We start from the raw sequence: 24,231 nt of genomic DNA, 5'->3' as shown, positions 1-24,231 counted from the left end.
CGGCTCGCACCGATAAGTGATCATCCACTGCTTGATCAGTGCTGATCTTTACCGTCTTGCATACCGGCACCTAGATGGAAGGCACTTGCATGCGAGTCACCGTCATCCGCGCAGCCGTCGGCCTCGCCGTTGCGGCTACCGCCGGCGAGTACCGCGCTTTCTAGAACCGCTGTGGTGAAGGCGTCAGCGCTGCCGCCCTCACCACTCCTACCCCTCACCGGAAGCCACCGGTACCGCCGCAAGCCACGTGCCGTGGGTGGATCACCATGGGCGAAGGAGCACACCGATGAGCAGGACCAGGGCCACCGTGCTAATCGCGGCGGGAATCGCGATCATCACCGCAGCCGTGATCTGGGCGGTGCACCTGCCACCGTCGGGCACGACCGCGAACACCGCGGCAGCCTCGGCTACGTCCTCCACCCCGGCACCGGCGATCTGGAGCGCACCGGCCGCCTACGACTTCGTCCTCGCCGGTGACTGCCACCGCGGTCCGACCAGCGGCCGGTGGCATGTCACCGTGGCGGGCAACGTCATCGTGCAGGTCACCCCACTCGACGCGGGATTGTCCGCGCCGGCGTCATTCGGTGACTTTCCCACCCTCAGCGACCTGCTGCAGCGTGCCCGGGACGCGATCACCCGCGGCGACGAGGCAACGCTGGCGGTCGACCCCGCCGACGGCCACCCGACCCGGGTGACATTCGGCCGATCCGCCGCGTCCACCGACGGCGCGACCTGCTTCACCATCAGCCAGTACCACGCCTGAGCATGCGCGCACCCGCGCCTGCATGCACCCCCGGCGGTCCACAGGACCTGGCCGCGGCTGCACAGCACACATCTGATCTGAAAGGCACGACATGACTGTCCTCGTCACCGGGGCAACCGGCACCATCGGCAGCCGGCTCGTCCGGGAACTGGCCAAGAACGGCACCGACGTGCGCGCGGCTGTGCGTACCGTCGATCGCGCCGCCGTTCTGGGCGACCTGGCCGACCTTGCGGTCCCCGCGGACCTCGACGACGCCGCTGCCGTCGACCGGGCGGTGGCCGGCAGCGACCAGGTCGTGCTCATCGCCGCGAACAGCGAACGGCAGCTGCAGCAGGAGCTCGCGGTCATCGACGCGGCCCGCCGTCACGGTGTCGCGCACCTGATCAAGTTGTCGGTCGGCGGCCCTGCGCCGGACGCGCCGCTGGCGCTGGCCCGCGATCACTATGCGGCCGAGCAACACCTGAAAGGCACTGGTGTGCCCGCCACCGTCGTGCGGCCCGGCTTCCTGATGCAGAACCTGCTGCAGTACACCGCCTGGATCGAGGCCGACGGCACGTGGCGGCTGCCGTTCGGTGACGGCGCGATGGCCATGATCGACGCCGCCGATGTCGCAGCGGGCCTGGCTGTGCTGGTCGGCCGTGGCACGCCGGACGATGACCAGGTGTGGACCGGACCGGAGTCGATCGACATGTACGAGGCCGCCAAACAGCTCACCGCCGCCACCGGCCGGGTCGTCGCCTATACCGACAGCGACGGTGAGAGCTTCTACGAGCAGTACGTCGGTGACGGCAACGAGCCGCAGTACGCCCGCGACATCGCCACCCTGTATGACCAGATCGTGCGTCCGGGCTGGGCCGCCGCGGTCTCCCCTGGCCTGCAGCAGTTGCTGAACCGTCCGCTGCGCACCTTCAGCCAGTTCGCCGCCGATCACGCCGAAGACTTCCGGGCCTGAGCAACGAGGGCATTGCCTGACAGCGGGCCGGTGGTCGCGCACGCCTTGAGCCGAACAACCACCGCGCCGCAAAAGGAGCCCGAACACCGAGCGCAGGCCGGCACCCCGTTGGCGGCCTGCGCTCGAGCCAACCCCGAAACGGCAGGCGCGAACAGCTTCGAAAGCCCTGGCGACTTCAAAGGCGTGCCTACGCTTGTCGGATGCATCGTAGGATCCACGGCCGATGAAGCAGCCCCTGCTTCGGGCCGCACTGCTCGGACCGTTACAGGTGTGGCACGACGACGTCGAACTGTCGCTGGGGCCCGGTCAGCAACGGCTGCTGCTGGCGCTGCTGCTGGCCCGCGCCGGCGACCTGGTCGAAATCTCCGAGATCACCGCCCTGATCTGGGGAGACGACCCGCGCCCCAGCGCCGTCAACATGGTGCATCGGTACGTGGGAGCGCTACGACGCCTGCTCGAGCCCGGTCTGGCCGAACGATCAGGCGGCCGCTGGATCATGCGTGAAACAGGCGGCTATCGGTTCGTCCCCCGCGACGCCGACCTCGACGTACTGGCGTTCCGCGACCACGTCACCAAGGCCAGAGAGCTAGCTGAGGCCGGCGACGACGCGGAGGCACTCGCTTCCTTCATCGCCGGTCTGCACCTGTGGCGCGGCCGCGCCGGGGCGGGCTTCGGCCACGAGGTCGGCGAGCATCCGGATTTCGCCACGATCAACCGCGAATACGTCACGGCAGTACGCGAAGCCGCACAGGCCGCCCGCCGCTGCCGGCGAAGTCAACTGATCCTGCCGGCAGTCCGCGAAGCCGCCACCCGTAACCCGCTGGATGAGGCGTTGCAGGCCGAGCTGATGCTCCTGCTGGCCGCCGACGGCAAACAGTCCGAAGCCCTGACAGTGTTCGGCGACATCCGTGACCGGCTCGACGACGAGTTGGGCATCAGCCCCGGACCTGAGCTGAACTCAGCGCACGAGACCCTCCTGCGCCGCACCACGCCGGCAGCGGCCACTGTCACCTCCCGACCGGCTGTTCCGACACCCGCCCAGCTTCCCTCCGACCTACCGGTCTTCACCGGGCGGGACATCAGCGTGCACACCGCGCTGCGAACACTCACCGAACCACGCACCGCCTTGTCGATGGTCGCGTTCACCGGCATGCCCGGCATCGGCAAAACCACCCTGGCCGTGCATGTCGCGCATCTGGCAGCACCGCACTTCCCCGATGGGCAGCTCCACGCCGACCTGCACGGCTTCGACGCGCACGGCGACATCACCGCTCCTGCCGATGTGCTGCGCGACTTCCTCGGCGCGCTCGGTTTCGCCGACGCTGACATACCGGCGTCGCTGGACGCCCGCGCCTCACTGTTTCGCAGCGTCCTGGCGGAACGGCGCATGCTGGTGCTGCTCGACAACGCCCGCGACGCCGAACAGGTGCGGCCGCTGCTGCCGGGAACGGCCGGGAACGCGGTCATCATCACCAGCCGCAGCCCTCTCGTCGGGCTGGCCTCGGACGGTGCTGTCGTACAGGCCCTCGACGTCCCCTCGATGGCCGAGGCCCGCACCGGTGTCATCGAGCGCATCGGACTCCGGCGGGCGGCCGCCGATCCCGGCGCCCTGGACGAGTTGATCCGCTGGTGCGGACGGCTACCACTGGCGCTGGCGCTGATCTGCGCCCAAGCCACCGCGCACCCCGATCAACCGCTGGCTTCCATCGCCGATGAGCTGCGCCGGATCCCACGCTTGGACGCCGTCGCCGACGACGACGCCGACCAGGACGTACGAGCGGTGTTCTCCTGGTCCTACCGCCTGCTCAGCGCCGGCGCCGCACGCCTGTTCCGGCTGTTGCCGCTGCATCCCGGTACCGACTTCGCCGCCGAGGCCATGGCCAGCCTCACCGGCGAGCCGGAGCGCACCGCCCGTGTCCACCTCGCCGAGCTGGTACGCACGGGCCTTGTCAGCCGATACCGGCCGACCCGGTACCGGCTGCACGATCTACTGCACGCGTACGCCCTCGAATTGGGCGCCGGCACGGAGACCCCCGGCGAACGCCGCGCAACTCACCGGCGGATCTTCGACCACTACCTGCACACGGCTGCCAACGCTGTGGCTCTGGTACGGCCCGGGTACGCACCGATGACCATCCCCGCGCCGCCCAGCGATGTCACCGCTCAGCCGTTCTCCGACGAGTCAGCGGTCATGGCCTGGTCGGCTGCCGAACGGCACACCCTGTCGACCGTCATCGACGAAGCGGCCACGCGGGACGACGGCACCACTGTCTGGCAGCTCGCCGTACTCGTCAAGGATCTCTACCACCGGCACGGCTGGTGGAAGGACTGGGCTGCCATGTTCAGCCGAGCGCTGAGCGCGGCCGAGCGCGCCGGTGACCTGCAAGGGATGGCACACAGCCACCGCAGCCTGGCCGTGGCCTGTCACTACCTTCACGATCCGGATGCGGCCACGCATCACCTCAAGGTTGCCTACGAGTTGTTCACCTCCGCCGATGATGCGCTGGGACGCAGCATGGTGCAGATGAACGTCGGCTACATCGCCCACCTTCGCGGCGAGCCGCAAGCAGCATTCGACAACCTCAACGAGGCGCTGTCCGCCTTCCGCCGGCTCGACCAGCCGCAACTGGAAGCGGTCGTTCTCGCCACCCTGGCCGATGCCTACCTGGACGTCGACGACGAGGAATCCGGAAGACGCGTGGCCATACAGGCTGCTCAGCTGTGCTGCCGGCTGCAAGACGTCTGGAACGGTACCCGCGCCGCGAACGCCCTCGCTCGCATCCACCGGCGCAACGGCCGATTCATCACCGCGATCCGGCTGCACCAGCACTGCATCGACCTGCTGCGCCGGCGCGACGCTGTCCTGGAGGTCGGTCATCACCGCAACCATCTCGCCGAGACGTTGCTCGCTGCCGGCGACACCGACGCTGCCCGGCAGGTGTGGGCCAGTGTCCGCAGCGACTTCGCCGAGCATCCCACCGCACCACCCGCGATCACCGCCGGACAACGTCTCGCCGGCCTCAGCGGGTGAAGCAGCGGTGGTCTCGCGCGCTCGGTCCTTCGACCGCCGGTGGGATGTCCTGGGTCACGCGGCGCGGTGTGAGCGAGCGGAGCCGGTGTCACCTCGTGCGCCGCGGGTGCCGGGCTCTGGTGCAGTGATGACCGCCAAGGATCGTCGTGCCGCGACGTCGGCCTCTCCCCCGGTCGCCTGTCGTAGTTCGGCAGCGAAGGCGCGGACGATTTCGTGCATGCGGTAGCGGTCGGAGCCGTCGCGACTCAGTAGCCGTGCCCGTGCCAGTTCCTTCATCTGATCGACGACTTGGGATGCGGGTACGCCGAGGAGACGTACGGCCGATTCGGTGGTGATCTCGGGACGCGGGTGCAGTGACAGCAGCCGTAGCGCCCGCGCCGCGCCTGGTGTCAGGAGCCGGTACGACCGGGCGAGGACACAGCGGAGGTCGTGGTCGATGTGGTCGTCGCTGAAAGCGTCGAGCGTGCCGCTGCTCTGCTTCAACTCCGTCACCATCGACTGCAGGGATCGCCCGGGATCCGCCGTGACGCGGGCCGCGCAGACGGCGAGGGCGAGCGGGAGACGGCCGCAGTGCTCGGCTATCTCGTCGGCGACGGCCGGCTCAGCGGCCACCCGTTCGGCGCCGAGCCGTACCCGCAGGCATTCGCGGGCGTCTGCGGCGGTGAGGACGTCAAGGGTCGCCAGATGGGCGCCCTGCTGGGTGGCGAGACTGGTAAGTCGGGTACGGCTGGTGATCAGGACTGCGTTGCCGCCGGCGCCCGGCAGCAAAGGGAGCACCTGGTCGGCGTCGCGCGCGTTGTCGAGCAGGAGCAGCATGCGGCGGCCCGCGAGCAGGCTGCGGAAGAGGGCTGCGCGAGCGTCGCGGCCGGCCGGAATGGTGGCGCGGTCCACGCCGAGAATGATCAGCAGATCCCGCAGGACCTCGGCTGGATCCGCTGGTTGCCCGGTGCGGGCGTAGCCGTGCAGGTCCGTGTAGAGCTGCCCGTCAGGGAAGTCGCCGGTGAGGTGATGGGCCAGGTGCACGGCCAGGGTGCTCTTGCCGACGCCCGGCATCCCGTCGTAGGCCAGGATCGGCATCCCGTTTGCCTGGTCGCGCAAGTGGGCGGCACCCCTTGCGAGCTCGGTGGTACGGCCGGTGAAGAAGCGCAGATCGGCAGGAAGCTGCGCGGGCCGGATCCGATGGGCCGCCGGCGTTGCCGGGAGGGCCGGGCGCTCCGGGGCAGACGGAGAGATCGCACGGTCGCTCTGAGGACGAAATCGGTGTTTCTGCTGGTCGCCGCGAAGTACTGCTTGGAACGCGGCCTGCAATTCCTGGCCGGGACTGATGCCCAATTCGTCGGCCAGTCGTCTCCTGGTCTCTCCGTACAGCGATACGGCTTCGGCTTGGTTGCCGTCGGCGGCGAGCGCGTGCAGCAGGTGAGCGTGTACGGCCTCGTCGAAGGGGTTGCGGGCGGCGACCTCACGCAGCAGCGGCAGAACGCGGGTGACGTCGCCGTGCCGCAGAGCCGTGGTGGCCGCGTCACGGGTGACGGCGACGAGTTCCCGTTCGATGGCCACGACGTCGGGGTGAGCGGTGACGGCAAGGCCGGCGCCGGCAGCGCATCTGCCGGTCCACAGGGCCAACGCGTCGACGTACAGGTGAAGGGCTGCCCGGTCGTCGCCTTTGCCGGTCAGCCGGTGTGCCTGCTGCACCCGGGCACGGAAGTCGAGGAGGTCGAGACTCTGCGGCGAGACGGCCATGCGGTAGCCGCCGGCCTCGCTGAGCAGCCAGCGGCCGCCGTCGCGGGCTGCCAGGCCGGGTTGCAGGGCGCGGCGTAGCAGTCCGACGTAGCGGTGGACCATGTTCACGGCGGTGTCCGGCACCTCCTCGCCGTCCCACAGCAGGTTCACGATCTCGGGGATGCCGACCGGCTTGCCGGCGCGGGCCAGGAGCAGGGCCAGCAGCGTCCGCTGGTGGCCGCCGGCGACGGTGATCTCGGTGTTGCCATGGTGTACGCGCAAGGGTCCCAGCAGCGTGAACCGCAGAGCGTGGGTGATGCTGTGGTGCTCGATCATCGTGGTTCTCCATCTCGGTCCCGGGGGGTGAGGCGCTCACGTGATGGCGCCATCAGCGGGCGAGGCCGTAGACGTCGGGTGTTCAGCTGCGGTGAAGGGCTATTCGCCGGTGAGCAGGCGGGGTGCGTTACGGCGCAGCGCGACGAGGGTGGGTATGACGGTGGCGGGCACCATGAGCAGCGCTGCACCGCAGATGATCACGGCGACGGCGGTGGCCGGCTGCGACACGGTGCTGGGCAGTCCGGTGCCGGCGGCCCAGAGCCCGACGATGCGGGTCACGGTCACCGCGGCAACGCCGAGCAGGGCAGCGGTGCCGACGTAGATGAGGGCTTCGGCGACTGCTGCGCGGATGGCGGTGGCCCAGGTCGCTCCGGTGGCCACGAGCAGGGCCACTTCCCGTTCACGGGTGCGGCTGGACATGAAGACGGACACGGTGGCACCGACGAGCGAAAGCACCAGCGGGCCACCGAGGAGCAGGACGACGGTGCCGGCGGACAGGGATCCGGCGTCGGTGGTGGCTGCGCGGACGGTGTCGTTGGCGGCGTACAGGCCGCCGGCGAGGGCGGTGGCGACGACCAGCGGGTTGATCACGGCGGCGCTGCGGCTGATGTGGCTGGCCGTGGTGTTGCGCGCCAGATACCAGGCACTGGACCAGGTGGTCGGGACGAGCGCGGTCCAGGCGCGTACCAAAGGTGCCATGAAAAGCGGGCCCATCGTGGCGAGGATGCCGGCGACGAGCGGGCCGATCAGCATGAGGGGGACGGCCAGTCGCTCGACAGCGGTGCCGGGCAGCGTGCTGACGATCCAGGCCAGGAGCCCGACCATGATCGTGGCGGTGATCCACCGTTTGCCTGTCATGGGCACGCGCGGCACGTCGGCTTCGCGCAGCGTCGCGATGGCCGGTGTCAGGGCCGCTCGGCGGGCACCGCGCGCGCTGCTGGCAACCGCGAGCAGCAGGACGAACAGCACGACCCCGGCGGCGGAGAGGACGCCGAAGCGAGGTGTGGCGGTGTCGAAGTCGGCGGTGCTGGCGAAGCTGAAGCGGAACAACGGGCCGACGGCGGGCAATGCCAGCGCACAGCCGATGCCGCTGCCGAGGACGGCCAGGATCGCGACTTGGGCGTGAACGACCGCCCGCACGTGCCCGGGCCGGAATCCGACGAGTTGCCACAGCGCGTAGGCGCGCTGGTGCAGGGTGACCGCGAGGGCGGTGACCGAGCCGAGGACGATGATGGCCGTCACGGCGCTGAAGAGGATGATGACGCCGCTGATGGCGTACAGGGCCAGGGCGACGTTGCCGCCGGCGGTGACGCCGGTTTCGATGTCACTGGCGACGACCGCGGCGACCAGTGCGGTGCTGATCATGACGAGCAGCACGCCGAGCCACACCCGGCTGTTGTCGAGCAGGTCGGCGAGGATGAGCCGCCGCATGTCAGGCCACCGCTTTGCGGGCGTGCGCGAGGGCGTCGAAGACGTCGTCGGCGGTGGGCCGCAGCAGCTCGCGGTGGATCGCTCCGTCGCGCAGGACCAGGACGCGATCGGCGCGGGCCGCGGCCTGCAGGTCGTGGGTGACCATGACAACGGATCGGCCGCTGTCGGCGACGTCGCGGAGCAGGTCGAGCACCTGGGTGCTCGCCTCGGTGTCGAGGGCGCCGGTCGGTTCGTCGGCGAAGACGATGTCGGGCCGGGTGGCCAGCACCCGGGCGATCGCGACGCGCTGTTGCTGTCCGCCGGAGAGGGCTGAGGGTTTGTGGGAGGCGCGGTCGCCGAGGGAGACCTGGTGCAGGGCGCGGCTGACGTCTTCGGCGCTGATGGCACGTTTGGCGAGCCTGGCGGGCAGAGCGACGTTCTCCCAGGCGCTGAGCGAGGGGATCAGGTTGTAGGACTGGAAGATGAACCCGACGTGGTCGCGGCGGATCTTGGCTTGGGCGCGGCGGCTCAGGCCGCTCAGCCGGCGCCCGGCGATGCTGACCTCGCCGGAGGTCAGGTCTTCGAGACCGGACAGGCAGTACAGCAGGGTTGATTTGCCGGAGCCGCTGGGACCGACGATGGCCACGAATTCGCCGGGGAACACGGCGAGGGACACGCCGCGCAGGACCGGGGTCGGTGGCTGGTCGTCGACGGGCGGGAATTGCTTGGTGACGGACTGCGCTTCGAGGACATGATCAGTCATGGCCGCCTCCTGGCGGTGGTGTGGGGGACGTCGACCATGGTGGCCGGGTGGTGTGCTGGTGCGCGTCGGTCGTGAGAGCGACCGGGGGTCTGTCTCACGGCATACATGCCGGGCACCGGTGGTGCCCGGCATGGTGGTGTTTGCCGCTGCGATCGGGCGGTGTCTAGGGTGGCGAGCGTGATCATGGGGCGGCGGGTTGCCGTGCCGCTGCCTGCGCGTTTGTGGCGGCGGCTGCTGGATGTCGTGCTGGTGGTTGCGGCATTCGGGACCGGGGCGCTGAGGTTGCAGCCGTGGCATCCGCGACTGGATCTCGGCTTTGCGGCGGCGCTGGTGCTGACTGTCAGCGCGGTGTCGATGCTGTGGCGGCGTCAGCGGCCGGCAACGGTGTTCGTGGTGGCGCTGCTCGGCAACACGCTGCAGCTGTTCGCCGAGGTGTCGACCACGATCAGCATCGACGTCGGCCTGGTGGTGGGCGCGTACGCGCTGGCGGCTCACGGGCGTGGACCGGCGCGGGTGGCGCTGCCCGCGGCCGGGGTCGTGCCGATGGCGGTGGCAGTGGTGCACGGCTTGGATGCCGCGGCCGGGCGGTACACCGTACTGGCCGGTGCCGCCGCCGCCGTGGTGTCGATCGGTGTTCCGTGGCTGGTGGGCGCGAATGTCCAAGCGCGTCGCCGGGCGCTGACCGCCTTGTCGGAGCGGGCTGCCCGGTTGGAGGTCGAGCGGGAGCTCCGGGCAGTGCGGGCCGTTCTGGACGAGCGGGGCCGGATCGCGCGGGAGCTGCACGACATCGTCGCGCACCACGTGAGCGTCATGGGGGTGCAGGCCGGCGCGGCACGACTGGCAATGGCCGCCGATCCGCAGCGCGCGGAGGCGGCGTTGCGCACCGTGGAGTCGACAGCCCGGCAGGCGGTCGGTGAGATGCGCCGCATGCTCGGTGTGCTGCGCGACCCCGCTGATGCGCCGCCGGCTGACAGCGGGCAGGCCGGTGAGCAGGTGCTGCTGAGCCCTCAACCGGGGTTGGCCGATCTTCCGCGGCTGGTCGGCGGGTTCGCCGAGACAGGGATGGTGATCGAGATGAGCGTCGACTGGCGGCTCGACGCCGGTGGTGTGACCGTCGCCGACGCTGTGCAACTGTCGGCGTACCGGATCGTCGAGCAGGCGTTGACCAACGTGGTCGAGCACGCAGCGGCGGCACCGGCAACGGTGCGGGTGGTGGTGACCGCGGACGCGGTCGAGGTGACCGTCAGCAATGCCGCCGCGCCGGAAGGCATCGGCGGCCGGATTGCGCCGGCTGCCGGCCGGCACGACCGCGGCCACGGGACAGTAGGGATGCGGGAAAGGGTGAGAATGTACGACGGTGTCCTGAACGTCGGCGCGTTGCCTGACGGCGGCTACCGGGTCCACGCGCGGCTCCCGCTGGCGCCGCGATGATCCGCGTGGTGATCGCCGATGACCAGCCGCTGATGCGTGACGCGTTGCGGACGGTCGTCGGGCTGCAGCCGGACATGGTCGTGGTCGCCGAGGCGGCCGATGGACGAGACGCGGTCGCGCAGACGTTGCGGGAACGGCCCGACGTCGCGGTCTTCGACATTCGTATGCCCGGTCTGGACGGGATCGCGGCCGCCCGCGAGGTGACCCGGTCGGTGTCGAGCAAAGTGCTGATCCTGACGACGTTCGACGACGACGATTACGTGCATGCGGCCCTGAAAGCGGGCGCGTCGGGTTTCCTGACGAAGAACTCGCCGCCGGAGGACATCCTCGCCGCCATCCGGGTGCTGGCCGGCGGCGAGGCGTTGCTGGCCCCGTCGGTGACGACACGGCTGATCGAGCATGTCGTGGCCAGCACGCCCCGCGTCGACGCCGGGCTGGCGGCCACGTTGCAGCGTCTGACGCCGCGGGAGCTCGACGTGTTGCGTGAAGTCGCCAAAGGTTTGTCCAACGCCGAGATCGGCAAGCAGCTGCACATCGGTGAGGGAACGGTGAAGACGCACGTCTCGCGGATCCTCGTCAAGATCGGGGTACGGGACCGGGTGCAGGCAGTCATCTACGCCTACGAGAGCGGCCTGATCGCGCCCGGCGGCTGAGCCGGGCGGCGGTTACGGCGCGAGCAGTGTGACCATGCTGGTGATGCGCCCGGCGTCCACGGTGATCACGTCGACCCCTCGGGCGATCGGTGCGTCGGCGGGTCCGAGCCGCCAGGCCAGCGCGCCCCGGTCAGGTCCGAGGTAGATCGGTCCGGCGTCGGTGAACGTGACCTGCTCGGGGATGCCGGCGAGCAGCTTGTCGATCTTCGCGGCGACCTGCGCACGGCCGGTGGTGACACCGTCGGGGTCGGTGAAGACGATGTCGTCGGCGTAGATGTCGCCGATCATCGCGGCGCGCCGGTCGGCGTCTCGGCAGCCGAAAACGTCGTGCAGGTTGGCGGCGAGCAATTCTGCGATACTACGCACAAGCATTCCTTTACACAGATCCGGCAGATAGGAATGGCATTCTAAAGCATTGCTCTTATTGGCGACTGAATTGCCAGTGACTGCTTTTCGAGTTGCTGCTCAATCGCGATGAGACCCTATGCTGGGCGCATGAATCATCCGGGCATGCGAACCCTCCGTGCACGAATGACCGCCCGGGAGAAAGACGAGCAGCACCGGGCGTCGACGCCGCTGGAACTGCTGTTCGACCTCACCTTCGTGGTCGCGGCCGGCCACATCGTCGACCAGCTGGCGCACAGCCTCGAGGCGGGGCACGGCTGGTCAGCGCTCGGGACGTTCCTGGTGGTCTTCTTCGCCGTCTGGTGGGCGTGGATGAACTTCACCTGGTTCGCTTCCGGCTACGACACCGACGACGTGCCGTACCGCCTGTTCACGATGTTGCAGATGGCCGGAGTCCTGGTCCTGGCCGCCGGCGTCCCGGCGGGGTTCGAGCACGGCGACTTCCGCGGCATCACCATCGGATACCTGATCATGCGGGCCGGTCTGATCGCACAATGGATCCGCGCCGCGGTCAGCGATCCGCGGCACCGGGGCGTCTCGCAACGCTCCGCGCTCGGGTTCAGCCTGGCGCAGATCGGCTGGCTGCTGCGGCTGCTGTTACCGGCGCCGCTCGCGCTGCCGTCGGCGGTGGCGCTCGCGGTGGCGGACATGGCCGTGCCGTTGTGGGCCGAGCGTGCCGGCGGCGCGAGCTGGAATCCGCATCACATCGCCGAGCGGTTCGGGCTGTTCACGATCATCCTGCTCGGCGAAAGTGTCCTGGCTGCCAGCACCGCGGTCGAGTCGGCACTGCACGTGGCAGGACACAAGGGATCCTTGGCGGTGGTGGCGGTGTCGGGGCTGGTCCTGGTGTTCGCGCTGTGGTGGTTGTACTACTTGCAGCCCGCCGGTGAGGGGCTGCAACGCAGACGGCATCTGGCTTACGTGTGGGGTTACGGGCATTACGGGGTGTTCGCCGCGCTTGCCGCGCTCGGCGCCGGGCTGGAGGTCGCGGTGCTGCGGTCCGGGCACCGGCTGCCGGCGGCTGATGAGGTGATCAGCGCCGCGGTCGCCGTCCCGGTCGCGTTCTTCCTGGTGCTGTTGTGGGCGGTGCACACGCGGCTGGCGCCGGGAGTCGGGACTCGTGCCGTTGTCGTGCTTCCCGCCGCGGCGGTGGTGCTGGTGTCGCCGCTCGCAACGGGCGTGTTGACACCGACCGGGGTGATCGCGGTGGTGGCGATGATCTGCTCGGCGGTTGTCGCGGACACCGTGCTGTGCCGGTCCCGCGAGCCGCGGTAGGCGCGCGAGGTCAGTGACAGTTATTGATGCGCATCCGACGGTCAGTAGGCGTTAAGTGGTTTTTCATCGCCGCCGTGGATGCTGATGGCTGTCAGCGCCGCTGTTCGCCTTTTATCGGGGGTGGCGAGGCGGCCGAGGCACATGCCAGAACAACACCACACCTGCTTGCCGCAGGGGAAAGGAATCCCTATGTCCGGGAATCCGAAGAATTACGCACTCGAGCCGGCTGCGCAGGCGTTCGTCGACGCGACCGCCAACCCGCCGTACCTGTACGAGCTGTCTCCGGAGGAGGGCCGCAAGGTCGTCGACGGCGTCCAGGACGCGCCGATCTTCAAGCCCGAGGTCGACGACGAGTGGATCGAGATCGTGGGCGGCCCGACCGGCACTGTCAAGGTTCGCCTGGTCAAGCCGGTCGGTGCGAGCGGCCCGCTGCCGGTGATCGTCTACACCCACGGCGCCGGCTGGGTCTTCGGCGACGCTCACACCCACGACCGGCTGGTCCGTGACCTGGTCGTCGGTACCGGCGCGGCCGTGGTCTTCCCGGAGTACGACCACTCCCCCGAAGCTGGTTACCCGACCGCGGTCGAGCAGAGCTACGCCTCCGCGAAGTGGGTCTTCACCGACGGCGCCGGCAAGGGCCTCGACAGCAGCCGGGTCGCGATCAGTGGCGACTCGGTCGGCGGGAACATGGCGATCGCGTTGTCGCTGCTGGCCAAGGAGCGTGGCGACGTCACCTTCGTCAAGCAGGTGCTGTTCTACCCGGTGACCAACGCCGCCTTCGACACTCCGTCGTACGAGGAGTTCGCCGAGGGCTACTGGCTGCGCCGCGACGCCATGAAGTGGTTCTGGAACCAGTACACGACCGACGAGGCGACCCGGGCCACGATCACGGTCTCGCCGCTGCGGGCCAGCCTCGAACAGCTCGCGGGCCTGCCGGACACGCTGATCATCAACGCCGAAGCCGATGTCCTGCGCGACGAGGGCGAGCAGTTCGCGGACAGGCTGCGCCAGGCCGGCGTCAAGGCGACCAACGCCCGGTTCGGTGGCATCGTCCACGACTTCGTCATGGTCAACTCGCTGCACGACACCGAGGCGTCCAAGCACGCCGTCATGCTGGCCGTCGCGGCGCTCAAGGCGGCGCTCACCAGCGAGCAGTAGCAGCTCCGCACTGTCCGGGCGGGCCGCGCTGCGCGGCTCGCCCCGGCGGTTCGCACCACCAGCTACCTTGGTGATCACGCCGTCCTCGGTGTCGCCATGCCCCACCCCTAGCGGACCCTTGTCCACCCCCGGCAACGAAAGTGATGAGGCACCCTGTGGACCCGCTGGAAGATGTGCTGGCCCTCGTGGATGCCTCCAGCTACGTGTCGGCGGGCCTGCGCGCCGGCGGTGACTGGGCTGTGCGGTTCGAGGCGCCGGCCGGGGTGAAGTTCAACTCGGTACGCCGCGGCAACTGCCTCATCCGCGTTGACGGCGTAGGCGCGCCGATCCGATTGGAGCCGGGCGACGCGTTCCTGCTCACCCGACCGGCGGCCTTCGTCATGGCAAGCGACCTGACGCTGGCCGCGGTATCCGCGCACACCATTTTCGCGGCCGCCACCGACGGCGTGGCGCAGGCGGGGACCGGCGACGACGTCGAGGTGATCGGCGGCGGGTTGTTGTTCAACGAGCGGGCACGCACCCTGCTGCTGGCGCATCTGCCGCCGGTCATGCACGTACCGGCGGCCACTGCTCAGGCCGACAACATCGCCTGGGTGTTGCACCACATCGCCGTCGAGGCCCAGCAACCGCGGATCGGAGCAAGCGTCATCGCCAAGCACCTGGCGATGGTGTTGTTCGTCGAAGTGCTGCGCCTGCATCTGGCGCGGTCGCCGCAGGATGTCTCGGGGTGGCTGGCCGGCTCGGTCGACCCTGTCGTCGGGCCCGCGCTGCAAGCCATCCACGGCCGGCCGGAGCGCGGCTGGACGGTGGCCGGCCTCGCCCAGATCAGCCGGGTGTCGCGGTCGACGCTGGCCGCCCGCTTCAAGACGATCGTCGGAACCGGTCCGCTGGACTATCTGACCGGCTGGCGTATCCAATTGGCCTCGCAGCGGCTGAGCCGGACCACGGAAACACTAGACACGATCTCGCGCCGGGTCGGCTACGCGTCGGAGAGCGCGCTGAGCACCGCGTTCAAACGGGTGACCGGGCTGACGCCCCGCGAGTACCGCAAGCAGCACACCGTAATCCGGGCCGCGATGTAACGACGCGGCAGACGATCGCGCTGCCGGATGAACTTCGGTGCCACCGATCCGTCGTCATGGGTGGCGGCTGCCGCCGCTCGCGGTGGGGCGCAGGAGGTCACACCCGACGCCCCACCGCGCCGCCGTTCCCGCCACAACCGCCGTTGTCCTTCGCGCCGCAGAAGGCCCAGGCGACCACCCATCCGGCTGGACGATCAGTAAAGAGTGCCGGACTCCTGAAGACAATATGTCCAGCGGTACGGCGGTTGAGTACGTCAGAAAGGCCGCAAGGGCCGACTCTGAAGGAGATGCACGTGACCACCACCGTCCCGGGTCCCGCCGCCGCGACCGACGACAACCGCATCGCTGTCACCTCCGGCGCACCGAGCAGAGGCCGCATCGCCGTGCTCACCACCGACAAGGTCGAAGAGGTCGAGTTCTTCTACCCCTACTACCGGTTCGTCGAGGAAGGCTACGACGTCGACGTGATCACCCCGTCCGGTGGAGCCCTGACCGGCGCCCGCGGCTTCGGTATCCAGACGACCATGGCGTTGGCCGACGCCGATCCGGACGACTACCTGATGCTCTACATCCCGGGCGGTCACGCGCCGATCGAGTTGCGGGCCAACGAGCAGGCTCTGACCTTCGTGCGCGCCATCGCCGGCGAACGCAAGCTGATCGGGTCGGTCTGCCACGGCCCCCAGGTGCTGATCTCCGCCGGCCTTGTCGCAGGCCGCACGATGACGTCCTGGTACGGCGTCGAGCCGGAAGTGACCGAAGCCGGCGGCACCTGGGTCAACGAGGCTGTCGTCGACGACGGCCTGATCGTCACCGCGCGCAAGCCCGGCGACCTGCCCGCCGAAATGCACCGCATCATGCAGCGCCTGAACGCCGCCGCCTGACCAACCAGAACGAAGGCCTTCGACATGACCCTCCTCACCACCCCGTTCTCGGCTGACGCCACCGCCAGCGACGTCCTCGACGGCGTCGACCTGACCGGCCGGCGCGCCATCGTCACCGGCGGCGCATCGGGTATCGGCGCGGAAGCCGTTCGCGCACTGGCCCGCGCCGGTGCTCACGTCACGATCGCCGCTCGTAACCCCGCCGCGGCGCGGCCGCTGCTCGACGAACTGCCCGGGGTCGACGTACGCGCGATCGACCTGTCCGACCTGGGCTCGGTCCGCGCGTTCGTGGCCGGCTGGGACGGCCCGCTGGACATCCTGGTCGCCAACGCCGGGATCATGGCCGTACCGACCCGGCAGCTCACCGCCGAAGGCTGGGAGTTGCAGCTGGCGACGAACTACCTCGGCCACTTCGCGTTGATCACCGGTCTGCACGACGATCTGAAAGCCGCGGGCCGGGCCCGGGTGGTCGTCGTCAGCTCCGGTGTGCAGCAGCGCGCCCCGTTCGACTTCGACGACCCCCAGTTCGACAGCCGCCCCTACAACCCCTGGACGGCGTACGCGCAGTCGAAGGTCGCCGGTGTGCTGCTGGCCGTCGGGATCAGCCGCCGGTGGGCCGGTGACGGCATCACCGCCAACGCGGTCATGCCCGGCTGGATTCACACCAATCTGCAGCGGCACGTCGACGACGCGACCATGCGGGCCATGGGCGCCATGGACGAGCACGGCAACCTGCTGACCCCGGACTTCTACAAGACCCCGGAGCAGGGCGCTGCGACGTCCGTGTTGCTCGCCGCGTCGCCGCTGGTCGAAGGGGTCAGCGGTGGATACTTCGAGGACAACCAGCAGGCACCGGTTGTCGAGGCGGGCGAGGATCGCACCGGTGTCGCCGCGTGGTCGGTCGACCCGGACGCCGCCGAACGACTGTGGGACTACGCCACCGCCGCGCTGATCCGGGCCGGCGACGGCCTGCGGGCCGGCAGGTAACAGCAAGGGTGCCCGGCCGCAGTGGGCATCATCGCGGCCGGGCCGGTTGCCTCTGGCGGACGATTGGACCGTCGGTGGGCGCCGTGGCGCAACGGCTGAACTGGCCCTGGCACACGTTCAGTCGCGGATCAGTGGCCGCCTCTACCGTCGGGCCAGTGATCGCTACCCGACAACCAGCACAGTCGTCCGGTTCTGCGTGGATCCTCGGCCTGGTCTGTGCCGCGCAGCTGCTGCTCCAACTGGACTTCAGCATCGTCAACGTCGCGTTGTCGGTGCTTCAGCACGACCTGGGTTTCACCGCGGTGTCACTGCAATGGGTGGTCACCGGCTATGCCTTGGCGTACGGGTCGCTGCTGCTGCTGGCAGGTCGCGTCGGTGACGTGCTCGGGCACCGGCGGGCCATGCTCATTGGGTTGGCGGTGTTCGCGGTGGCATCACTGACCGGCGGTCTGGCTGTCAGCCCGGCGATGCTGGTGGTGTCCCGGTTCGTCCAGGGCTGCGGTGCGGCGCTCGTGGCCCCGTCCGCCCTGGCGATCCTCACCGCGGCATACCCGTCGACGCAGGCGAGGACCCGGGCACTGGGTGTGTTCCAGGCCAGTGTCGCCGGCGGCGCCACGGCCGGCATCGTGCTCGGCGGCGTGCTGGTCGAGTTCTTCGGCTGGCGGTCGGTGCTTCTGGTGAATCCCCCGATCATCGCGGCACTGCTGCCGCTGATGCTGCGCCGGCTGCCGGCCCGCTCCCCCGCCGCCGCCGGCACCCGTCTCGACGTTGCCGGCGCCACGCTGATCACCGCCGCGCTCGTGGCGTTGGTGCTCGCGACCAGCAGCGGCGAACGGTACGGGTTCGCGTCCGCGTGGGTACTGGCCGCCGTGGGGGCCTCAGCGGTGTTGATGTTCGGTTTCGTGGCCGTCGAGCGGCGGGTGCGCCAACCGATGCTGCCGCCGGCACTGCTCCGTGACAACGCCCGTACCGGATCATTGATGATCATGGTGCTGATGGGTGCCGTGGTGGCGGCGTACGTGTACTTCATCGCCTTGTACCTGCAGCAGGTGCTGCACCTGAGCGCGTTGCGAACCGGTCTGGGGCTCGTTCCGGCGACGGTGACGGTCATGGTCTGCTCCGTCGTGCTGAGCCGTCGGCTGCTGCCACGCCTGGGAACCCGGTGGATGCTGGTCCTGGCGCTGCCGGTCACCGCCGCCGGTCAGCTCCGGTTGAGCCGGATCACGGCCGACGGCAGTTACCTGGTCGACGTGCTGCCGGGGCTGCTGCTGACCGCGGCCGGGATGGGCTTGGCGCTGCCCACAGTGTCGGTGGCCGTCACCGCCGGAGTCCCCTCGGACCTGCGCGGTGTCGCCGGTGGTCTGCTGGTGACCGCGCAGCAGGCCGGCGGCGCCGTCGGCCTGGCCGTGCTCGCCGCCGCAGCCGCGACCCGCGCTGCTCCGGTCGACGGATTCCGCACCTCGTTCCTGATCGGTGCCGGGGTGGCGCTGTGCGCGGCCGCGCTCGCGCTGGCGTTCATCCGCAGCGACAACCAGCAGCGGGCGCAGCTGACCGTCCGGCCGCACCAGGACTGAGGCCGGACAGCTCACAGCGGTCCGACGCCCAGCACATCCTGCAAGCCCAGGCGCGAGGTGACTCTCAGCTTGCGGAACACGACGGCGAGGTGTCCGCCCACCGTACGGTCGGACAGGAAGAGCTCCGCCCCGATCTGCCGATTCGTCATGCCTTTGGCGGCCATCCCGGCAATCTGGATCTGCTGCTGCGTCAGGCCGGCAAGTTCAGCCGCGTTGACCGGAACCCGCTCGCCCGAGGCACGCAGTTCCTCGATGGTTCGGGTGACCCACGGCGCGGCATGCAGCTGCCGGAAGGTGCGCAGGGCGGTATTCAGCATCGCTCGTGCCTCGACGAGGATCTGGCGCCGGCGCAGGTAGGAGCCGAAAGCAAGCTGGACGCGGGCCTGTTCGAACGGGAACCGCGCTGCTTCCGGCCGGGACAGAGCATTCTCGTAGAGCGCGCGGGCCGATTCCTCGTCAGAGCTCATCGCCGCTGCTCCCGTAGTCACCAGCGACGGCACCGCGCTGGACAGGGTCTTCGCGAACGCGGCCAGAGGGCCGCTTCGGCCGTCGACGTCCACCCGCCGGGCCGGCCCCGCCGACGCCTCGATGATGTCGATGGCGAACATCTGTGCGCCGTTCTGGGTGCGTTCGGTCATGACGACGCGCTCCAGGTAGTTGTAGGCGGCTTCGGTGTCGCGCCTGCCGAGCGCGTCGAGCGCCAGAACGTGACAGGCGCGGCCCTCCACGGCGGCGAGCTTCCGCGATTCGGCCCACTCGAGCATGTCGCCCGCCATCGAACGAGCTGTTTCGCTGTCACCGCGCAGCGCCGCGAGCAGTGCCCTTCGGTAGTACAACTGCCATCGAAACATCAGGTGATCCCGGGCGTTGCACAACCGAAGTCCGTCGTCGGCGAGTCGCTCGGCCTCGTCCCAGTCACCAGAGCTGAAGCCGGAGTCGCTCAGGATGACGGTGGCGAAGATGACTGATACCAGGGCGCCTCCGGAGGGACCGGCTTGGTAGACCCGGCGCACCGCAGCCTGGCATTCCGAGCCGCGACCGGCGCCGTCCGCGATGAATGCCGTCCGGACGATCACCACCGGATCCAGTTCGTGGGTGAGACCCGAGACAGCGGTGTTCAGGTCCTGAACGTCTGCCCTGGTCATTTCGGTCGGGCCCGCTGAGATCGGGCCGATCAGGCGTAGGTAGGCCGGTAGGCGTTTGGCGAACCGGGCGATCAGGTCGCGCAGGGGCACCCACAGCTCGGGCCGTCCGCTGAACCAGCAGATCTGGAACAACATCCATACGGCCTCGGTCAGTGCCCGGTCGTTGGCCGCGTCACCGCCGCGGTCGAGTGCCGCGACGAGCTGCTGGTGAGCAGCGGTGACGCCACCGGCCTCGCCCAGCAACAGCACTGCCTTGGCCGTGACAGCCGGCAGGGTGTGGCCGGAGTGCGGATCTTCTAGTTGCGCCCGGTCGAGCAGACGCGTCGCGGCCGTGAGGTCACCACGGATGTCGGCTTCGATCCGGGCGGCCCCGGTCAACAGCCGGGCCCGCTCGCTCGGCTGGTCGCTGAGAAAGGCAGCTCGAATCAGTGCGACCACAGCTTCGGAAACGTCGCCTCGTCGCTGGATCTCGCGGGCCGCACGTTCGAACATCAGTGATGCGCGGGGTTCTCCCGCTGCGGCCGAGGCCTCGGCCAGATGCCAGGCGCGGCGGTCGGGCCGATGCTCAAGTGCCGCGGCCAGGGCTTGGTGGGCCCGCCGCTGCTGCTCGCGGCCGGCGAGGGCCACCACCGCCGACCGGATCAGGGGATGCGAGAAGTGCACGTGCCCGGCCGCGGTCTCCACAATGGCGCCCGCGGCCTCGAGCTGCGCCAGCAGTGCGGCGATATCGAAGCCGGCCGCCGATCGCAACACGCCGGCATCGCCGGTCCGGTCCAACGCCGCGATCAGCAGCACCCATCGTCCGGCAGCGGGCACATCTCGCGGCACGCGATGAAAAGTCTCCAGCAGACGCGCGGTGAGCGGCAGCGTAGGCGCAAGCGGTTGGCTGCCGTCGCGCTCAGCGCTCGTCATCGCCGCGGGCAGCTCCCGCAGGGCCAGCGGCAGGCCGTTGGCGTCGTCGGCCACCCGGGCGGCCACGTCGGGTGCCAGCTCGGGGAAGTCGCGCCGGAGCAGGCTCTCGGACGCGGCACGATCCAGCGGGCGCAGGTACGTCTGCCGCACTCCGACCCGGGCGGTGAAGGTCCCGCCGCCCGGCCGGGTAGCGATGATCATCGCAGCGCGGCTGCCATGGAGGCGGCGAGCAACGAACGCCAGAACCTGGGCGCTGTGCTCGTCGATTCGCTCGGCATCCTCGACGAGGATCAACAGCGGTAAGGTCGTCGCTGCTGCTCGTACAGCAGCGGCAGCGGCTTTCATCAGGACGACAGGCGGTGACGACATGCCGGTTCCGGGCAGAGCGCCGGCCAGAAAACGACTGTCGGCTTCCGGAATGTCAGGCAATTCGGTCAGCAGGTCGAGAAGGTCCGCAAGAGCGGAGAACGGGCCACCGACAGGCGGCTGTCCCGGGCCGGCTCGCAGGACGCGCGTCGCACTGCAACGAGAAAGGGCCGCCTCTACGAGGGCGGTTTTACCGACACCCGGCTCGCCGATCAGGATGAGTGCGCCGCCGGTGCGCGTAGCCTCGCACAGGAACGCCGCCAGTTCTGCTTCTTCCTGCTCACGGCCGACAAGTTCGCCAGACAGCGATGCGTCCACAAGGCGGTCCTGTCGTCCGGCGGGGCTGCATGTGATCGATACGAACAGATCCTTACGGCGCCGCAACGCCGCACAGCCCTAAATGCCTCCGAGCTTCGGTCAGTTCCTGATCTTAATAGCCTTACCGGAGTGACCCCATGCGATCCACCCCCAGCGGCTTATCGTCCGACTCTGCTGACCCCGCTGAATGCGGACAGCTCATCGGGCGCGAACAAGAGTTGCGACTCATCCGCGACCTCATCGCCGGATCGGCCACGGGTGGTTCGCTGCTGTTCGCGGGAGCCGCCGGCATCGGCAGGACCACGATCGTTCAGGCCGCGGTCAGGCTGGCGAACCGCGCGGGTCTCACGGTGCTGCCAGCGACCGGCGCGGAGTTCGAATCCACCATCAGTTTTGCCGGCCTGCACCAGATCCTGCTCCCGGTGTGGACCGACGTCGCCGGGCTGAGCCCGCTTCATCGGCACGCCATGGAGGCGACGATCGGCTCCGGGGACGGGCCGCCACCCGACGCGGCCCTACTTGTCGATGCGACGCGGACACTCCTGCTACGCCTTGCGCAGCGGCAGGGAGTGGCCGTGGTGATAGACGACCTGCAGTGGATGGACCAGGCTTCCATCGCGGTCTTGACGGCGCTTGCCGATGACCTGGCGGGAACGGGTATCACGTACCTGGCCACGGTGAATACCGACTCCCCGGCCCGGGAAGCTGAACTGCACAGCATCCCGGCCCGTCGGCTGCACCCTCTAAGCGAGCAGGCTGCCGGCCGTCTGCTGGAACTTCGCCATCCTGGTCTTGGGTCCGAGGTTCGCTGGCGGCTGCTGGCAGAAGCACAAGGCAATCCCTTGGCCATCGTCGAGTTGCCGCTGTCACTTGACGAGTCCCAGCGAAGGTCGGCCCGGGCACTCCCGCCGGATCTACCTCTGACGTGGCGCCTGAAGGCCGTATTCGAGCCGCGTCTCGCCCCGCTGCCAGAAGCGACACGCCGCCTGCTGCTGATGACTGCCCTGGACGGATCCCTACCGCTCAGCGTCCTTGCCGAAGGGCCGTCCGAGCTGACCACCCAGGATGTGCTCCCCGCCGACGCGGCCAACCTGGCAGTGGTGAACACCGATGGCCGGATCTCATTCCGACATCCCCTGGTCCGCACCGCTGTCCTGACCATGTCCACCGTGCGGGAGCGGCGCCGTGCGCACCTGGAACTGAGCGAGGTGCTCTCCGGACGCGATGATCAGCTCGAACGCTACGCGTGGCACCTGGCACAGGCTGCGACGGAGGCGGACGAAGCCACAGCGTGCCGGCTGGAAAACACCGCGCAGGCCCTGGCGCACCAGGGAAGGGCATCCGCGGCCATGGCTCTGTTGAGCCGAGCGGCCCAACTCAGTCCTCTGGCTGTGGACCGCACCCGCCGCAACGCCGCCGCCGCGTACCTGGGATCAGAGCAGACCGGGGATGTACTTCACGTTTCCGGGCTGCTGGAGGAGGCTCGCCGCAACGACCCCGACTTTCATGACTCCCTGGTCGCCGCCACCGCCGCCGCTTCCATCCTGCTGCTGCGTGATGGCGACGTCGACGCAGCTCACGCGTTGCTGGTCAACGCCATCGAGAGGTACGACCGTAGAACCGATCCCCATGACGAACCTCTGCTGGAGGCCATCCACACCTTGACCATGGTCTGCGTGCTGGGTGGACGGGCCTATCTGTGGAAGGCCTACCACTCGGCGGTGCAGCGGCTCGGCCCTCGACCGCCGCGCGCGCTGATGGTGTCGGCCCAGCCGGACTCGGCCCGGGTGTCACCGGATGTCAGCGACGCCCTGTCTCCCGCGATTGCCGCGCTGGCCGGCGAGCAGCGGCCCGGTCCGGTCGTGCGAACCGCTGCGGCGGCATACCACTTCGACCGTATCGGCGACTGCTCGACAGCCATGCGCAGAGTGATCGCGGACGGACGTTCCGCAGGCAACATCGCTTCCGCGATCAGCTGCATGGTCCTGCTCGCCGTCGACGACTGGCTCAGCGGACAGTGGTCGCGCTGCAAGAGCCGGGCCCTCGAAACGCTCGACCTGTCAGTCGCCCACGGCTACGAACCTTTCGCGGCATCCTGCCGATATCAGCTCGGACTGATTGCCGCCGCCAGAGGCGATGACGAGACGGTCCAGGAAATCACGCATCAGGTCGCTCGGTGGGCTGTTCCACGCGGTGCCATGCTTGCCTGGAGTTACACCGCCCAGATCAGCACCTTGGCCGCCATCGCTCACGGCAACTTCGAGCAGGCCTACCAGCATGCCATCACGATCAGCCCCGCCGGCCGCCTCGATTCCCACGCCCGCCTCGCCCCTCTGGTCATCATGGACCTGGTCGAATCAGCCGTCCGGACGGACCGTCTCGCGCAGGCCCAGGCGCATGTCATCGCGATCAAGGCGTGCGACCTCGGCGCTCTGTCGCCGCGCATGAGGATGCTGCAGCTTGCCTGCGAGGCGCTCGTGGCCGACGACGAGGACGCGGGGGCACTGTACGAATTGGCCCTGAGCGTTCAGGACAACCATTCCTGGCCCTTCGATCTGGCCCGCGTCAAGCTCGCCTACGGCAGCTACCTGCGTCGCCGGCGAATGTCAGCGGCGGCACGCCCCTGGCTTACTCAAGCTCGTGACCTCTTCGACGAACTCGAGGCGACACCATTTGCGGTACGGGCGGAGCGGGAACTGCTCGCAGCCGGAGCCAAGCGCATGATGCCGGAAATCGCGACGGGACAGCTCACAGCCCAGGAACTGGAGGTTGCGCAGTTAGCGGCCGCCGGCCTGACCAACAAGGAGATCGCCGAGCGACTGTCCATTTCCGCCCGGACGGTCTCAACACACCTGTACAAGATCTATCCCAAACTGCGGATCAACAACCGCGCCGGCTTGCGCGCCGCGCTGGCCCTGCAGTCCGACACCGAGGACTGACAACCGTCGGCTGAGTTCCGATGTGACCGCGAGCTTGCGAGCATCCGCGACCGGATCTGGGGTGGCCCACGTCATGCGGGCCTCCGCCTCACTCGGGTCGAATGACGTATGCCCACCGGCAGACGGCACGG

Annotated in this window: 17 protein-coding genes; 12 read left to right on the top strand and 5 right to left on the bottom strand. The window is 69.3% G+C overall.

What is annotated here, in order from left to right; genetic code table 11:
* Positions 1-286: 286 nt before the first annotated feature.
* The 3 genes from Acy02nite_RS30100 to Acy02nite_RS30090 all read left to right on the top strand — a co-directional run bounded on the left by Acy02nite_RS30100 (position 287) and on the right by Acy02nite_RS30090 (position 4,746).
* Positions 287-763 carry a DUF6174 domain-containing protein gene (locus Acy02nite_RS30100; protein WP_203747008.1) on the top strand — a complete coding sequence of 159 codons (477 nt, stop codon included), beginning with the start codon at positions 287-289 and terminating at the stop codon, positions 761-763.
* Between the two features lie 91 nt (positions 764-854).
* Positions 855-1,715 (top strand): SDR family NAD(P)-dependent oxidoreductase, encoded by an 861-nt coding sequence (locus Acy02nite_RS30095; RefSeq protein ID WP_203747006.1) that lies wholly within the window; start codon positions 855-857, stop codon positions 1,713-1,715.
* Positions 1,716-1,938: 223 nt separating this feature from the next.
* Positions 1,939-4,746 carry an AfsR/SARP family transcriptional regulator gene (locus Acy02nite_RS30090; protein ID WP_203747004.1) on the top strand — a complete coding sequence of 936 codons (2,808 nt, stop codon included), beginning with the start codon at positions 1,939-1,941 and terminating at the stop codon, positions 4,744-4,746.
* Positions 4,747-4,800: 54 nt separating this feature from the next.
* Here Acy02nite_RS30090 and Acy02nite_RS30085 read toward each other — a convergent pair whose 3' ends face one another.
* The 3 genes from Acy02nite_RS30085 to Acy02nite_RS30075 form a co-directional block, all read right to left on the bottom strand.
* The gene (locus tag Acy02nite_RS30085; RefSeq protein WP_203747002.1) at positions 4,801-6,801 is read right to left on the bottom strand and encodes an AfsR/SARP family transcriptional regulator; all 2,001 of its coding nucleotides are present in this window, start codon (positions 6,799-6,801) and stop codon (positions 4,801-4,803) included.
* Positions 6,802-6,900: 99 nt separating this feature from the next.
* Entirely contained in the window at positions 6,901-8,232 is a 1,332-nt protein-coding gene (locus Acy02nite_RS30080) for an FtsX-like permease family protein (protein ID WP_203747000.1), read from the bottom strand.
* 1 nt (position 8,233) lies between these two features.
* Positions 8,234-8,974, bottom strand: coding sequence for an ABC transporter ATP-binding protein (locus Acy02nite_RS30075; protein WP_203746998.1), 741 nt, complete (start codon positions 8,972-8,974; stop codon positions 8,234-8,236).
* 105 nt (positions 8,975-9,079) lie between these two features.
* On the opposite strand from Acy02nite_RS30075, the gene Acy02nite_RS30070 reads away from it, so the two are divergent.
* Positions 9,080-10,405, top strand: coding sequence for a sensor histidine kinase (locus Acy02nite_RS30070; protein WP_203746996.1), 1,326 nt, complete (start codon positions 9,080-9,082; stop codon positions 10,403-10,405).
* Positions 10,402-11,058, top strand: coding sequence for a response regulator (locus tag Acy02nite_RS30065; protein ID WP_203746994.1), 657 nt, complete (start codon positions 10,402-10,404; stop codon positions 11,056-11,058). Before Acy02nite_RS30070 ends, Acy02nite_RS30065 begins: the two co-directional genes overlap by 4 nt.
* A 12-nt stretch (positions 11,059-11,070) precedes the next feature.
* On the opposite strand, the gene Acy02nite_RS30060 is transcribed toward Acy02nite_RS30065, so the two are convergent.
* Entirely contained in the window at positions 11,071-11,430 is a 360-nt protein-coding gene (locus Acy02nite_RS30060; protein ID WP_425548244.1) for a nuclear transport factor 2 family protein, read from the bottom strand.
* A 138-nt stretch (positions 11,431-11,568) separates the two neighbouring features.
* Between Acy02nite_RS30060 and Acy02nite_RS30055 the strand changes: the two genes are divergently transcribed.
* From Acy02nite_RS30055 to Acy02nite_RS30030, 6 genes are all read left to right on the top strand, one after another.
* Positions 11,569-12,738 (top strand): low temperature requirement protein A, encoded by a 1,170-nt coding sequence (locus tag Acy02nite_RS30055; RefSeq protein ID WP_203746990.1) that lies wholly within the window; start codon positions 11,569-11,571, stop codon positions 12,736-12,738.
* A 189-nt stretch (positions 12,739-12,927) separates the two neighbouring features.
* Positions 12,928-13,896, top strand: coding sequence for an alpha/beta hydrolase (locus Acy02nite_RS30050; protein ID WP_203746988.1), 969 nt, complete (start codon positions 12,928-12,930; stop codon positions 13,894-13,896).
* 155 nt (positions 13,897-14,051) lie between these two features.
* Positions 14,052-14,978 (top strand): AraC family transcriptional regulator, encoded by a 927-nt coding sequence (locus Acy02nite_RS30045; RefSeq protein WP_203746981.1) that lies wholly within the window; start codon positions 14,052-14,054, stop codon positions 14,976-14,978.
* 293 nt (positions 14,979-15,271) lie between these two features.
* Complete coding sequence (locus tag Acy02nite_RS30040) at positions 15,272-15,859, top strand: type 1 glutamine amidotransferase domain-containing protein (protein WP_203746979.1); 588 nt, start codon at positions 15,272-15,274, stop codon at positions 15,857-15,859.
* Positions 15,860-15,883: 24 nt separating this feature from the next.
* Complete coding sequence (locus Acy02nite_RS30035) at positions 15,884-16,846, top strand: SDR family NAD(P)-dependent oxidoreductase (protein WP_203746977.1); 963 nt, start codon at positions 15,884-15,886, stop codon at positions 16,844-16,846.
* 155 nt (positions 16,847-17,001) lie between these two features.
* On the top strand, positions 17,002-18,420 hold the full coding sequence (locus tag Acy02nite_RS30030) for an MFS transporter (protein ID WP_203746969.1): 1,419 nt from the start codon (positions 17,002-17,004) through the stop codon (positions 18,418-18,420).
* Between the two features lie 11 nt (positions 18,421-18,431).
* On the opposite strand, the gene Acy02nite_RS30025 is transcribed toward Acy02nite_RS30030, so the two are convergent.
* A complete protein-coding gene (locus tag Acy02nite_RS30025) occupies positions 18,432-21,161 on the bottom strand; it encodes an AAA family ATPase (protein WP_203746967.1) in 2,730 nt (909 codons plus the stop codon).
* Between the two features lie 137 nt (positions 21,162-21,298).
* On the opposite strand from Acy02nite_RS30025, the gene Acy02nite_RS30020 reads away from it, so the two are divergent.
* The gene (locus Acy02nite_RS30020; protein WP_203746965.1) at positions 21,299-24,100 is read left to right on the top strand and encodes an AAA family ATPase; all 2,802 of its coding nucleotides are present in this window, start codon (positions 21,299-21,301) and stop codon (positions 24,098-24,100) included.
* Positions 24,101-24,231 lie beyond the last annotated feature (131 nt).

It is taken from the genome of Actinoplanes cyaneus (genome assembly GCF_016862095.1).
GTDB lineage: Bacteria > Actinomycetota > Actinomycetes > Mycobacteriales > Micromonosporaceae > Actinoplanes > Actinoplanes cyaneus.
Note: the sequence above shows the minus strand (reverse complement) of the source record. Positions and strands in the feature narration are given on the sequence as shown.

Coding starts and splice junctions, on each gene's coding strand:
- Acy02nite_RS30100 (WP_203747008.1), top strand. CDS start 287: ATGAGCAGGACCAGGGCCACCGTGCTAATCGCGGCGGGAATCGCGATC.
- Acy02nite_RS30095 (WP_203747006.1), top strand. CDS start 855: ATGACTGTCCTCGTCACCGGGGCAACCGGCACCATCGGCAGCCGGCTC.
- Acy02nite_RS30090 (WP_203747004.1), top strand. CDS start 1,939: ATGAAGCAGCCCCTGCTTCGGGCCGCACTGCTCGGACCGTTACAGGTG.
- Acy02nite_RS30085 (WP_203747002.1), bottom strand. CDS start 6,801: ATGATCGAGCACCACAGCATCACCCACGCTCTGCGGTTCACGCTGCTG.
- Acy02nite_RS30080 (WP_203747000.1), bottom strand. CDS start 8,232: ATGCGGCGGCTCATCCTCGCCGACCTGCTCGACAACAGCCGGGTGTGG.
- Acy02nite_RS30075 (WP_203746998.1), bottom strand. CDS start 8,974: ATGACTGATCATGTCCTCGAAGCGCAGTCCGTCACCAAGCAATTCCCG.
- Acy02nite_RS30070 (WP_203746996.1), top strand. CDS start 9,080: ATGCCGGGCACCGGTGGTGCCCGGCATGGTGGTGTTTGCCGCTGCGAT.
- Acy02nite_RS30065 (WP_203746994.1), top strand. CDS start 10,402: ATGATCCGCGTGGTGATCGCCGATGACCAGCCGCTGATGCGTGACGCG.
- Acy02nite_RS30060 (WP_425548244.1), bottom strand. CDS start 11,430: ATGCTTGTGCGTAGTATCGCAGAATTGCTCGCCGCCAACCTGCACGAC.
- Acy02nite_RS30055 (WP_203746990.1), top strand. CDS start 11,569: ATGCGAACCCTCCGTGCACGAATGACCGCCCGGGAGAAAGACGAGCAG.
- Acy02nite_RS30050 (WP_203746988.1), top strand. CDS start 12,928: ATGTCCGGGAATCCGAAGAATTACGCACTCGAGCCGGCTGCGCAGGCG.
- Acy02nite_RS30035 (WP_203746977.1), top strand. CDS start 15,884: ATGACCCTCCTCACCACCCCGTTCTCGGCTGACGCCACCGCCAGCGAC.
- Acy02nite_RS30020 (WP_203746965.1), top strand. CDS start 21,299: ATGCGATCCACCCCCAGCGGCTTATCGTCCGACTCTGCTGACCCCGCT.